Annotated in this window: 10 protein-coding genes; 4 read left to right on the top strand and 6 right to left on the bottom strand. The window is 72.7% G+C overall.

Translation table 11 applies throughout. The features are described from left to right. The first annotated feature begins 46 nt into the window (after nt 1-46). Nucleotides 47-2,464, top strand: a complete 2,418-nt coding sequence (gene glgB / locus HET64_RS14305) for a 1,4-alpha-glucan branching enzyme (RefSeq protein WP_215105471.1) — start codon at nt 47-49, stop codon at nt 2,462-2,464. 78 nt (nt 2,465-2,542) lie between these two features. Here glgB and HET64_RS14300 read toward each other — a convergent pair whose 3' ends face one another. The 5 genes from HET64_RS14300 to HET64_RS14280 form a co-directional block, all read right to left on the bottom strand. Beyond that, complete coding sequence (locus HET64_RS14300) at nt 2,543-3,448, bottom strand: NAD(P)-dependent oxidoreductase (protein ID WP_215105469.1); 906 nt, start codon at nt 3,446-3,448, stop codon at nt 2,543-2,545. Nucleotides 3,449-3,571: 123 nt separating this feature from the next. Next, complete coding sequence (locus HET64_RS14295; RefSeq protein WP_215105467.1) at nt 3,572-3,937, bottom strand: co-chaperone YbbN; 366 nt, start codon at nt 3,935-3,937, stop codon at nt 3,572-3,574. Continuing rightward, entirely contained in the window at nt 3,934-4,344 is a 411-nt protein-coding gene (locus tag HET64_RS14290; protein ID WP_215105465.1) for a MerR family transcriptional regulator, read from the bottom strand. The genes HET64_RS14295 and HET64_RS14290 overlap by 4 nt, the downstream gene beginning before the upstream one ends. Nucleotides 4,345-4,546: 202 nt before the next feature. Then, on the bottom strand, nt 4,547-5,845 hold the full coding sequence (locus HET64_RS14285; protein WP_215105463.1) for an LAETG motif-containing sortase-dependent surface protein: 1,299 nt from the start codon (nt 5,843-5,845) through the stop codon (nt 4,547-4,549). A gap of 218 nt (nt 5,846-6,063) precedes the next feature. Further along, nucleotides 6,064-7,428: a cation:dicarboxylate symporter family transporter gene (locus HET64_RS14280; RefSeq protein ID WP_215105461.1), complete on the bottom strand. Its 1,365-nt coding sequence runs from the start codon at nt 7,426-7,428 to the stop codon at nt 6,064-6,066. A gap of 161 nt (nt 7,429-7,589) precedes the next feature. Between HET64_RS14280 and HET64_RS14275 the strand changes: the two genes are divergently transcribed. The 3 genes from HET64_RS14275 (at nt 7,590) to HET64_RS14265 (ending at nt 10,895) form a co-directional block, all read left to right on the top strand. Continuing rightward, complete coding sequence (locus HET64_RS14275; RefSeq protein ID WP_215105454.1) at nt 7,590-9,338, top strand: sensor histidine kinase; 1,749 nt, start codon at nt 7,590-7,592, stop codon at nt 9,336-9,338. Next, nucleotides 9,335-10,009, top strand: coding sequence for a response regulator (locus HET64_RS14270; protein ID WP_215105452.1), 675 nt, complete (start codon nt 9,335-9,337; stop codon nt 10,007-10,009). Before HET64_RS14275 ends, HET64_RS14270 begins: the two co-directional genes overlap by 4 nt. 181 nt (nt 10,010-10,190) lie before the next feature. Next, nucleotides 10,191-10,895, top strand: coding sequence for a helix-turn-helix transcriptional regulator (locus HET64_RS14265; RefSeq protein WP_215105450.1), 705 nt, complete (start codon nt 10,191-10,193; stop codon nt 10,893-10,895). Between the two features lie 65 nt (nt 10,896-10,960). Here the strand turns inward: HET64_RS14265 and HET64_RS14260 are convergent, their stop codons facing one another. Beyond that, nucleotides 10,961-11,986 (bottom strand): ATP-dependent 6-phosphofructokinase, encoded by a 1,026-nt coding sequence (locus HET64_RS14260; RefSeq protein ID WP_007448045.1) that lies wholly within the window; start codon nt 11,984-11,986, stop codon nt 10,961-10,963. Nucleotides 11,987-12,186 lie beyond the last annotated feature (200 nt).

Raw genomic sequence — 12,186 nt, 5'->3', positions numbered from 1 at the left:
CCTCCACCCCGCGCTCCCCCCTTCACCCTCCGAGGAGGCAGTCCCTGTGACCGCCCGCAAGCCGTCCCGCAAGGCATCCCGCAAGACCGCCGAACTGCCCGTCGACGTGCCCGTCGAGATCCCTGCCGAGGCGCCGGCCGAGGCACCCGTCGCATCCGCCGTCGACGTGGCGCCGACGCCCGCGCCCGCCGCGACCACCACGACGGCCGCGCCCGCCGGGCGCGTCCGGCCCCGGCGCGCCGACGCCGGACCGCCGCGGCCCCGACAGGCCGGGGACGGCCAGGGCGCGCGTCCCGCACCGGCCCTGGAGGGCGCGGACCGCGGCCGGCTGCTGGCCGGTGACCACCACGCGCCGCACGACGTGCTCGGCGCGCACCCGATCCCCGGCGGAGTGCTGGTAAGGGCGCTGCGGCCGTTCGCCCGGTCGGTCACGGTGCTGGCGACCGGGCTGCGCGCCGAGCTGCACGACGACGGCGACGGCTTCTTCTCCGGCGTGCTGCCGGTGCCGGAGGCCCCCGCGTACCGGCTCGAAGTGGCGTACGACGACAACGTCATCGAGGTGGAGGACGCGTACCGCTTCTGGCCCGCGATCGGCGAGCTCGATCTGCACCTGATCGGCGAGGGCCGCCACGAGCAGCTGTGGCGGGCGCTCGGCGCGGAGCCGATGGAGCACCAGGGGGTGGCCGGCACCCGCTTCACCCTCTGGGCGCCGAACGCGCGCGGCGTGCGGATCACCGGTGACTTCAACTACTGGGACGGCACGGGCTTCCCGATGCGTTCGCTCGGCTCTACCGGGGTGTGGGAGCTGTTCCTGCCCGGGGTCGGCGAGGGCGCGCTGTACAAGTACGACATCTGCCGCCCGGACGGTTCGCACACGGTGCGGGCCGACCCGATGGCCCGGCGCACCGAGGTGCCGCCCGCGACCGCCTCGATCGTCACCGCGTCGCACCACGCGTGGCAGGACGCGGACTGGATGGCGCACCGGGGCGACCGGCCGGTCCACGAGGCACCGTTCTCGGTGTACGAGGTGCATCTCGCCTCCTGGCGCCCGGGACTGACGTACCGGCAACTCGCCGAGCAGCTCCCGGCCTATGTGAAGGACCTGGGCTTCACGCACGTCGAGCTGATGCCGGTCTCCGAACATCCCTTCGGCGGCTCCTGGGGCTATCAGGTCACCGGGTTCTACGCGCCGACCTCGCGGATGGGCACCCCGGACGACTTCCGCTTCCTGGTGGACGCCCTGCACCGGGCGGGCATCGGCGTGATCATGGACTGGGTTCCGGCGCACTTCCCGCGCGACGACTGGGCGCTGGCCGAGTTCGACGGCCGGCCGCTGTACGAGCACTCCGACCCGCAGCGCGCGGCGCACCCGGACTGGGGGACGCTGGAGTTCGACTACGGCCGCACCGAGGTCCGCAACTTCCTGGTCGCCAACGCCACGTACTGGTGCGAGGAGTTCCACATCGACGGGCTGCGGGTCGACGCGGTGGCCTCGATGCTCTACCTCGACTACTCGCGCGAGGAGGGCCAGTGGTCGCCCAACGAGTTCGGGGGCCGGGAGAACCTGGACGCGGTCGCCTTCCTCCAGGAGATGAACGCGACGGTCTACCGGCGCAATCCCGGTGTCGTCACCATCGCCGAGGAGTCCACCGCCTGGGACGGCGTCACCCGGCCCACCGACGGCGGGGGCCTGGGCTTCGGGCTGAAGTGGAACATGGGCTGGATGCACGACTCGCTCCAGTACATCGCCAAGGAGCCGATCCACCGCAAGTACCACCACGACGAGATGACGTTCTCGATGGTGTACGCGTACAGCGAGAACTACGTGCTGCCGATCTCGCACGACGAGGTGGTGCACGGCAAGCAGGCGCTGGTGGCGAAGATGCCCGGTGACTGGTGGCAGCAGCGCGCCAACCACCGCGCCTACCTGGGCTTCATGTGGGCCCACCCCGGCAAGCAACTCCTGTTCATGGGGCAGGAGTTCGCCCAGGGAGCGGAGTGGTCCGAGGGGCACGGGCCGGACTGGTGGCTGCTGGACCCCTCCTACGAGGCGTCCGGCGACCACCGCGGGGTGCGCGACCTGGTCGGCGACCTGAACGCGGTGTACGGGGCGGTGCCCGCGCTGTGGCAGCGGGACACCGTTCCGGAGGGGTTTTGCTGGGTGGACGGCGGGGCGGCCGAGGACAACGTGTTCGCGTTCCTGCGGTACGACGCGGACGGCTCCCCGCTGCTCGCGGTCTCGCACTTCTCCCCTGCGGTCCGGAGCGACTACCGCCTCGGGGTGCCGGAGACCGGCACGGAGGGCTGGGTGGAGGTCCTGAACACCGACGCCGCCCGCTACGGCGGCGGCGACGTGCGGAACGAGGAGCCGCTGAAGGCGGAGGCGGTGCCCGCGCACGGCCGCCCGTGCAGCATCTCGCTCACGCTGCCGCCGCTGGCGACGGTGTGGTTCCGCCCGGCGTAGCCCGGGCCGGGGTGAACGGCCGGGGCCCGTACCGCGTCGATGACGACGTGGTGCGGGCCCCTCCCCCGTTGACGGCGGTCAGTGACCGGCGGCGATCACCTCGACGATGCTCGACCAGGAGTCGGGGCCGTGGCCCTTGGCGATCGCCCGGTCGGTGACCCCCTTGAGGGCGGCGAGGTGTGAGACGTCCAGGCGGCGGTCCTTCGCGGTGTGCAGGATGTGGTCGACGCTGGCCGCCATCATGGCGAGGTTGGCGCCCTCGCGCGCGTACGAACGCGTGTCGATGTCCTCCGCCGTCTCCGCCGCGATCGGCGGCAGGATGGCCGCGATCGTGTTGAGGTACGGGGCGAGCGAGGCGCCGTCGATGCCCTCCGCACGGGCCAGCGCCAACGCGTGGACGAGGCCGCCCATGGCCCCGTAGAAGAAGTCCAGCATCGCCATGTCGTAGGCGGCGGCGAGCCCGTGGTCCTCGCCGAGGAAGGTGGCGGGCTCGCCGAGCGCCTTGAGGGTGGGCTCGTGCGCCTCGAACGCGGCCCGGTCGCCGGAGTGGAACACCAGCGCCTCGGCGGAGCCGACCACGTCGACCGGCACCATGATCGCCCCGTCGAGGTACGCCAGGGAGTGCTTCTCGGCCCAGGCGGCGGTCTGCCGTGACCGGGCCGGGGTGTCCGAGGTGAGGTTGACCAGGACCCGCCCCTCCAGCGCCCCGGCCAGCGGCTCCAGGACCGCGTCGGAGGCGTCGTAGTCGGTGAGGCAGACCACGACGAGCCCGCTCGCCCGCACGGCCCCCTCGGCGGACGCGGCCCGCACCGCGCCCAGAGAGACGACGTCCTCGCCCTTCCCGGGAGAACGGTTCCAGACGGTGGTGGGGTGGCCGGCGGCCACGAAGGCGCGGGCCAGGGAGCGGCCCATGTCGCCGAGGCCGAGGACCGTGACGGGGGTGGGGCCGGAGGTGGGGTCGGTGGTCGTGTTCGCTCGCGTCATGGGGATCATGCTGGGCGGGCGAACAGCGGCTGACCAGAACCCACTTGACTGTCAGATACGCACTTCCGGGAAAGCGTCCAGGTCAGCGCGGTCCAGGTCGGCAGTGCGTTCGGGTCGGTGCGGTCAGGGGCGGTGCGGCTCGGTGGGGCCGGCCGGGGCGAGGACGTCCTCCAACTCCTTGAGGAGCTTCCGCTTCGGCCGGGCGCCGACGATCGACCTCACCGGCTCGCCCGCCCGGAAGACCATCAGGGTGGGTGTCGCCAGCACGCCGTACCGGACGGTGATCCCGGGTTCGCGGTCGACGTCGAGCTGGACGATCCTGATCCGGCCGGCCTCCTGGCGGGCGATCGCTCCCAGCACGGGCGCGAGTTGACGGCAGGGGCCGCACCATTCGGCGGTGAACTGCACGAGCACGGGCAGCGCCGATTCCAGCACCTCCGCCTCGAAGGTCTCCTCGGTGACGTCGGTGACGCCTTCGGTCCGGATCATGGGTGTCCTCCCAGTTCGCAGCGGGGCTCCGGTCCGCCGGGCAGGGCGGCCGACGCCTCCAGTTCGGCTCGGGCGAGCTGTGTGCCGACCTCGGCGCGCACCGACGTGAGCTGGCCGATCAGGGCGTCCAGCTCGTCGAGCTTGCGCCGGTAGCCGGCGAGCGAGGCGGGACAGGAGTCCCCGGCCGGATGCCCGGCGCGCAGGCAGTCGACGAAGGGCCTGGTCTCCTCCAGGCCGAACCCGAAGTCCTGCAAGGTCCGGATCTGGAGGAGGAGGCGCAGGTCGCCCTCGTCGTAGCTGCGGTAGCCGTTCTCCGCGCGCCGCGCGGGCAGCAGCCCGCGCGACTCGTAGTAGCGGAGCGTCCGCGTCGTCGTCCCGGCCCGTCTCGCCAGCTCCCCGATTCGCATGGGACGAACGTATTCCTTGACCCCGACGTCAACGCAAGGGCGTCGGATCAGGTCGTCGGGATCGAGCCGGGGCGTCCGCGCCGGGCCGGGGCGTCCGCGCCGGGCCGGGGCGTCCGCGCCGGGCCGGGGCGTCCGCGCCGGGCCGGGGCGTCCGCGCCGGGCCGGGGCGTCCGCGTCGGGCCGGGAGAGGAGGACCGCGTCGTCAGTGGGCGCGGGCAGCCGACCGCCGGCGCACGGCCCAGACGATGCCGCCGCCCGCGGCGACCGCCGCGGCCGCCATGCCGACGAGCGGCGCGGTGGAGTCCGAACCGGTCGCGGCGAGGTTGCCGCCGGTCGTCTGCGGGGTCGCGCCGCCGGCCGTCGAGCCGCCCGTGTCGGCGGAGCCGCCGGTGGTGCCGGTCCCGCCGGTGGTGCCCGTGGAGCCGGTGGAGCCGGAGCCTCCGGTGGACGAGGAACCGCCCGTACCCCCCGTACCGCCGGTGGAACCGGTGGAGCCCGAGGTGTCCGACTCCTTGCCGGTGTCGATCACGACCTGTGCGGTGTCATTGGCCGCGTTCCGGTCGAAGGGGCGCTCCTGCCCGCTGAAGGTGACGTCGCCGGTGGTGCGGCCGACCGCCTTGTCGATGCGCAGGACGAAGGGGTAACCCTCGCCGCCGTCCACATCAACCCAGGACTGCGAGGTACCGCAGCTGTAGTGCGTCTTGGTGACCGCGTCGCAGTATCCGTGCGCCTTGACGACGGACGTGCCCTTCGGGATGCGGATGTCGACGGTGGTCACGCTCTGGCCGGGCTTCCCCTGCACCCGGGCGGGGCCCTTGTTGGCGAACTTCACCGTCGCGGTGACCTTGTCGCCGACCTTGCCCTTCAGCTCGGCGCCGGTCAGGCCGAAGTCGGCGGTGTTCGCCGCGGTGACGTCGGTCGAGGCGACCGGTTCGGGGTGGTTCTTCCGGTCGGCGTCGGTGGCGGGGCCCTTCTCCACGAGGGTGAGCGGGTCGCCGGTGCCCTGGACCGGATCGGTGGAGCCGCTGTCTCCCGCGTCCGGGTCCGGCTCGGTGACGCCCAGCGTCACCCGCAGGTCGTCGTTGAGCGCGGAGCCGAGCGCCTTGAGGGAGAGCGGCTTCTCCGTCCCGTAGACGACGCCCGGCTTCAGCGGCTGGTCGATCTTGCAGGCGGCGACGTGGGAGTCGGGCATCTCGTCGTAGGAGGGGATCGTGTAGTAGCTGCAGTTCTTGTACATCTCGTCGGCCTGGAGACCGGGTGACACGGCGTACGTCACATAGGAGACGGGCACCTCCTCCGTCCCCTTGTTGAGGAAGGTCAGGGGTGTGGAGAACGCGCTTCCGGCCTGAACCCCCTTGATCGGTGCGATCGTTCCGACGCCGAGGTCAGGCTCCGGCTCGGCGGCGAGCGCCGGCGCGGCGCCCAGCGCCACCAGCGCGGTGGCGGCCACGGCGGCGGTCCCGCCGCGCAGGGTACGGCTGCGGGAAGGGGGGATGCGCATGGAAGTCCTTCGGTCGTGGGGCTCGTGGGCGGACTGCGGTCCTTCACCCCTCAAGACCGGTGCCGGACAGGGAGGGTTGTGCCGGCCGGGGCGGTCGTGACAGAACACGGACACAAGGAACCAGTACCGGACACGGACCGAGGACACCCGTACCGGAGATACGGGTGTCCTTGGGTGGGGGCGCAGTGGCTGCGTGTGTCTGTGTGTGGGGGGGCGGGTCAGACCTTCGCGGGCTGCTCGGCCGTGTCCCGCTGCTCGGGGACCTCGCCCGGGCCGCCTGCCGGGGCGTGGTCGTCGACGAGGGTCTTCTCGTCGAACGGGACCCGGCCGGCCAGCACCTCGTTGACCCGGTCCTTGTCGATCTCCTTGGTCCAGTGGCCGACCAGCACCGTGGCGACCGCGTTGCCCGCGAAGTTGGTCAGCGCGCGGGCCTCGCTCATGAAGCGGTCGATGCCGACGATCAGGCCGACGCCGTCGACGAGTTCGGGGCGGTGCGACTGGAGTCCGCCGGCCAGGGTCGCCAGGCCCGCGCCGGTCACGCCCGCCGCGCCCTTCGAGGCGATGACCATGAAGACCAGCAGCGAGATCTGCTCGCTCGCGCTCAGCGGGTCGCCCATCGCGTTGGCGATGAACAGCGAGGACATCGTGAGGTAGATCGCGGTGCCGTCGAGGTTGAAGGAGTAGCCGGTCGGCACGGTGATGCCGACGACGGGCTTGCTGACGCCCAGGTGCTCCATCTTCGCGATCAGCCGCGGCAGGGCCGACTCGGAGGAGGAGGTGGACAGGATGAGCAGGAACTCGCGGCCCAGGTACTTCAGCAGCGAGAACAGGTTCACCCCGGCGACCAGGCGCAGGATCGCGCCGAGCACCACGAAGACGAACAGCGCGCAGGTGACGTAGAACCCGATCATGATGATCGCCAGGGACTTCAGGGCGTCGAGGCCGGTCTCGCCGACCACCGCGGCGATCGCGCCGAACGCGCCGACCGGGGCGGCCCACATGATCATGGCGAGGATGCGGAAGACGAGGCGCTGGATGTGGGTGATGCCGCGGATGATCGGCTCGCCGGTCGAGCCCATCGCCTGGAGCGCGAAGCCCGCGAGCAGCGCGACGAGCAGGGTCTGGAGGACCTCGCCCGCGGTGAAGGCGGAGACGATCGTGGTCGGGATGATGCCGAGCAGGAAGTCCACGGTGGACTCGCTCGCGCCCGACGCCTGCGCCTCGCCGGCGGCCCGCGCCTGCTCGGTGATGTGGAGGGTGGAGCCGGGCTCCAGGACGTTGCCGACGAGCAGGCCGATGGCGAGGGCCACGGTCGACATGACCAGGAAGTAGCCCAGCGCCAGACCGCCGACCGCACCGACCTTGGCGGCCTTGCGCACCGAGCCGACGCCCAGGACGATCGTGCAGAAGATGATCGGCGAGATCATCATCTTGATCAGGTTCACGAAGCCGGCGCCGATGGGCTTCAGCTCGACGGCCACCCCGGGGGCCGCGAAGCCCACCAGGATGCCGAGCGCCACGGCGGCGATCACGGCGATGTACAGGTAGTGGGTGCGGTCCCGTTGTTTGGCTGCCACAGCCATGGTGGGGCTCCTCGGCTCGGTCATAGCGTGCGCCCCCGTCCCTGGGGGCTTCGGTGACTATCCACCGCCCTGTGACCCCGGTCACCCTTGCGTTCATATCGTTCACGGTCGCTTTCCGGCCACCCGGGGCAGCCCCGGCGGAGCCAGGCAGACTGTGGGGTATGCGCCTCCCCCGTACCCTCCCCCGATCCCTGGCGGGCCAGCTCTTCGCCATGCAGGTCGTGCTCATCGCCGCGGTGGTGGCCGGGTGCGCCGTCTTCGCGTACGTCTCGGGCAGCGCGCAGGCCGAGGAGACGGCCGCGCGGCAGGTGCGGGTGGCGGCGCTGGCGGTGGCCGATTCCCCTTCCGTACGGGAGGCCATCCGCACCCCGGACCCGTCCGCGGCGCTCCAGCCGTACGCGGAGCGGGTGCGCGAGGACACCGGGATCGCCTTCATCACGATCATGGACACCGAGCGGGTCCGCTGGACGCATCCGGACACCGAGCAGATCGGGGACACCTTCCTCGGGAACACCGCGAAGGCCCTGCGCGGGCAGACCTTCACCGAGACGTACACCGGCACGCTGGGCCCCTCGATACGGGTGGTGACCCCGATCCGCGACAACGGGCGGATCGTCGGCCTGGTCAGCGCGGGCATCACCGTGGACCGGGTCTCCTCTCAGGTGCGGGACCAGCTCGGCGCGCTCGCGCTGGCGGCGGGCGGGGCGCTCGCGCTCGGCGGCGTCGGCACGTACGTGGTCAACGCCCGGCTGCGGCGGCACACCCACGGGATGAACGCGGCCGAGCTGAGCCGGCTGCACGACTACCACCAGGCCACCCTGCACGCGGTGCGCGAGGGGCTGCTGATGCTGGACGGGCGGCGGCGGGTCGCGCTGATCAACGACGCCGGGCGGGAGCTGCTGGGTCTTCAGCCGGACGCGGAGGCGGTCGGCCGTACGGTCGACGAGCTGGCCCTGCCCGCGCCGCTGACCGGGGCGCTGCTGGCGTCCGAGGCGCGGGTGGACGAGCTGCATCTGACGGCGGAGCGGATCGTCGTGGTCAACACCCGTCCGGTGGTGGGCGGTGAGCGGCGCGGCACGGTGGTGACCCTGCGGGACCACACCGAGTTGCAGGCGCTGGCCGGTGAGCTGGACTCGGAGCGCGGTTTCACGCAGGCGCTGCGCTCCCAGGCCCATGAGGCGGCGAACCGGCTGCACACCGTGGTGTCGCTGATCGAGCTGGGCCGGGTGGAGGAGGCGGTGGACTTCGCCACGGCGGAGCTGGAGCTGGCGCAGGTGCTGACGGACCGGGTGGTGGGGGCGGTGGAGGAACCGGTGCTGGCCGCGCTGCTGCTGGGCAAGGCCGCCCAGGCACACGAGCGGGGTGTGGAGCTGGTGCTCGCGGAGGACAGCCTGATCGACGACGGGGCGTTGCCGCCCTCGCTGGCCCAGCGCGATCTGGTGACGATCCTGGGCAATCTGATCGACAACGCGGTGGAAGCGGCTTCGGACGGCGCCGACGGCGGCTCGGACGACGGCTCCGGGGCGGTGCCCGCGCCCCGGGCTCCCGGGGGTCCGGCGGGGCGGGCCCGGGTCACCGTGACCGCGCTCGCGGACGAGCGGGAGCTCCTGCTGCGGGTCACGGACACGGGGGCGGGCATCGGCCCGGAGGCGGCGGACGAGGTGTTCCGGCGCGGCTGGTCGACGCACGGGGCGGGGCGCGGGCTCGGTCTGGCGCTGGTGCGGCAGGCGGCGTACCGCAACGGGGGCACGGTGGAGCTGGACGCGGGTCCGGACGGCGGCGCGCGGTTCACCGTACGGCTACCGCTTCCGGCCCGGGCGCCGACGGGTTCGCGGCCCGCGCCGGGTTCCGGGTCAGTGCCCGGTTCCGGCTCCACGCCCGGGTCGGCGCACAAGGAGGTCACGGCATGATCCGGGTCCTGGTGGTGGAGGACGATCCGGTGGCCGCCGACGCCCACCAGATGTACGTCGAGCGGGTGGAGGGCTTCACGGTCACGGCGGTGGCGCACACCCGGGCGGCGGCGGTGCGGGCGCTGGAGAGGACGCCGGTGGATCTGCTGCTGCTCGACCTCTATCTGCCCGACGGGCACGGACTGGGGCTGCTGCGCTCGCTGCGCGCCTCCGGCCACGGGGCGGACGTGATCGCGGTGACCTCGGCGCGGGATCTCGCGGTGGTGCGGGAGGGGGTGTCGCTCGGCGTCGTGCAGTACGTGCTGAAGCCGTTCACGTACCCCACCCTGCGGGACCGGCTGGTGCGGTACGCGGAGTTCCGGGGCGCCGCCGGGGAGGCGAGCGGGCAGGAGGAGGTGGACCGGGCGCTGGGCGCGTTGCGGGTCGCGCATCCGGCCGCACTGCCCAAGGGGCTCAGCGGCCCGACGCTGGAGGCCGTGACCCGGGTGCTGAAGGAGTCGCCGGAAGGGGTGACGGCGGCCGCCGCCGGGGAGCGGCTGGGCATCTCGCGGATCACGGCCCGGCGGTATCTGGAGCACCTCGTCACCGTCGGCAGCGCCGCGAGGCGTCCGCATTATGGGCAGGTGGGCCGACCTGAACTGCATTACCGCTGGCTGGCCTCGGGGCGCTGACCGGCCGCCGCCGGAATGGCCGACAAGCGCTTGCCGGTCGGTTTCACGGCCGTGGCGCGCCCGTCCGGAGGAGCAAAAGAAAGCGCTGGTGGGACGGTATTCGCGTACCGCCCGCCCGGTTCGCAGCTGGAGGTTCCTACGAAGCGTGATCTGTGGGGAACGTACCGTAGCCAGGGCGGAAATGGACTTCTACGGTGGGCCCGTGCACCCCACCCCGCCATTCAACGCCCCCGCCGCGCGCCGTCTCCGCGAGGCTCTGGGGATGGCTCCCGGCCATGTCGCCTACGGGCTCGCCGCCCAGTACGGACTCCGGATCAGCGCAGAGACCGTCATCGCCTGGGAGCGCGGCCTCGCGACGCCCGGGGAACGTGAGCTGACCGCCCTCGCCGGCGTCCTCTGGTGCGCCCCCGGGGAGCTGCTGGCGGCCGCCGCCACCCTGCGCGAGCACCGGATGACCCGGGATCTGAGCGTGGACGACCTGGCCCGCCAGCTGGGGATGACCGGGGCCTCGTACCTGCGGATGGAGGAGTCGGGGCGCTGGCGGGGCAACGAGAAGCAGTCGGCGGCGCTGTGCCGGGCGCTGGAGCTGACGGCCGCGCAGTTCCTCACGGCGACGGGCCGCGACGAGGAGCTGGCGGAGCTGCTGAGCAGCGCGGTCACCACGCGCTGGCAGGCGTACGTCCGCCCGGTCGCCAAGATCGTCCCGATGGACCGGGCGCTGATCCAGGACGTACTGGAACAGCTGCACGCCGACTACCAGGCCCTGATGGTCTCCACCCTGAGCTGGAGCAGCACGGGCCAGGAACGCGCCGGATCGACGGGCGACGCGGGCCGGGCCTTCCTGGCCCGGGTGGTGGACCAGTTCTGGCGGACCGCCGGGGTGTGACCCCGCACGGGCCGCCCGTGCGGCCCGTGCGGTTCCGGAGGGTCGGCCCCCGCCCGGAAGGGCGGCTAGAAGACGGACTCGGCCTCGTACATCCGCTCGGCGGGCACCCTCTTCAGCTGGGTGACGGCGTCGGCGAGCGGGACCATGGCGATGTCGTTGCCGCGCAGGGCGGTCATCCGGCCGAAGTCGCCGCGGTGCACGGCCTCCACGGCGTTCCAGCCGAAGCGGGTGGCGAGCACCCGGTCGTACGCGGTCGGCGTGCCGCCGCGCTGGACATGGCCGAGAATGACCGGCCTGGCCTCCTTGCCGAGCCTGGTCTCCAGCTCGATGGCCAGGCGGTTGCCGATGCCCTGGAAGCGCTCGTGGCCGTACTGGTCGATCTCGCCCTTGGCGTACGGCATGGAGCCCTCGGCCGGGTGCGCGCCCTCGGCGACGCAGATGACGGCGAACTTCTTGCCGCGCGCGAACCGCTCCTCGACCATCTTGACCAGGTCGTCGACCTGGAAGGGGCGCTCGGGCAGGCAGATGCCGTGGGCACCGCCGGCCATCCCGGACTCCAGCGCGATCCATCCCGCGTGCCGGCCCATGACCTCGACGACCATCACGCGCTGGTGGGACTCGGCGGTGGTCTTGAGACGGTCTATGGCCTCGGTGGCGACGCCCACCGCCGTGTCGAACCCGAAGGTCCGGTCGGTGGAGGAGATGTCGTTGTCGATGGTCTTCGGGACGCCGACGACCGGCATGCCGGCGTCGGAGAGCATGCGGGCCGCGGTGAGCGTGCCCTCGCCGCCGATCGGGATGAGCGCGTCGATGCCGTAACGGCGGGACAGCTCCTCGCAGTTCTCGGCGGCCTCGCGCAGCCGGTCGCGCTCCAGGCGGGCCGAGCCGAGGATGGTGCCGCCGCGGGCGAGGATGCCGCTGACCGCGTTGAGGTCGAGGGGGCGGAAGTGGCCGTCGAGCAGCCCCTTGAAGCCGTCCTCGAAGCCGATGACCTCGTCGCCGTGGCCGACCACGGCCCGGTGGACGACCGACCGGATCACTGCGTTCAGGCCGGGGCAGTCGCCGCCCGCGGTGAGAATTCCGATGCGCATCGAGGTGTGTCTCCTGCTCGCTAGTCGCGCTTTTCCGGGAGACCGACCGTGGCGGCCTCCGTGCCCTGAACCAGGACGATTGTCCCACGCCCGGCACGGACCCCGCGCTTTCGGCCGGGCTCAGGGGGTAGGAGGCCCTGCCGGGCGGGGGCGTGGGCCCCTGCCCGGGGCGAAGCCTCCGGCGGGCGGCATAGCGGCCC

The organism is Streptomyces sp. McG3, from assembly GCF_018619185.1.
Classification (GTDB): Bacteria; Actinomycetota; Actinomycetes; order Streptomycetales; family Streptomycetaceae; genus Streptomyces.
The sequence above is the reverse complement of the archived record's forward strand: the minus strand, read 5'-3'. Positions and strand labels throughout refer to the sequence as shown.

Excerpts from the sequence above, each read along its gene's own strand:
- HET64_RS14300 (WP_215105469.1), bottom strand. The coding sequence starts at position 3,448 with ATGACGCGAGCGAACACGACCACCGACCCCACCTCCGGCCCCACCCCC.
- HET64_RS14295 (WP_215105467.1), bottom strand. The coding sequence starts at position 3,937 with ATGATCCGGACCGAAGGCGTCACCGACGTCACCGAGGAGACCTTCGAG.
- HET64_RS14290 (WP_215105465.1), bottom strand. The coding sequence starts at position 4,344 with ATGCGAATCGGGGAGCTGGCGAGACGGGCCGGGACGACGACGCGGACG.
- HET64_RS14285 (WP_215105463.1), bottom strand. The coding sequence starts at position 5,845 with ATGCGCATCCCCCCTTCCCGCAGCCGTACCCTGCGCGGCGGGACCGCC.
- HET64_RS14280 (WP_215105461.1), bottom strand. The coding sequence starts at position 7,428 with ATGGCTGTGGCAGCCAAACAACGGGACCGCACCCACTACCTGTACATC.
- HET64_RS14275 (WP_215105454.1), top strand. The coding sequence starts at position 7,590 with ATGCGCCTCCCCCGTACCCTCCCCCGATCCCTGGCGGGCCAGCTCTTC.
- HET64_RS14270 (WP_215105452.1), top strand. The coding sequence starts at position 9,335 with ATGATCCGGGTCCTGGTGGTGGAGGACGATCCGGTGGCCGCCGACGCC.
- HET64_RS14265 (WP_215105450.1), top strand. The coding sequence starts at position 10,191 with ATGGACTTCTACGGTGGGCCCGTGCACCCCACCCCGCCATTCAACGCC.
- HET64_RS14260 (WP_007448045.1), bottom strand. The coding sequence starts at position 11,986 with ATGCGCATCGGAATTCTCACCGCGGGCGGCGACTGCCCCGGCCTGAAC.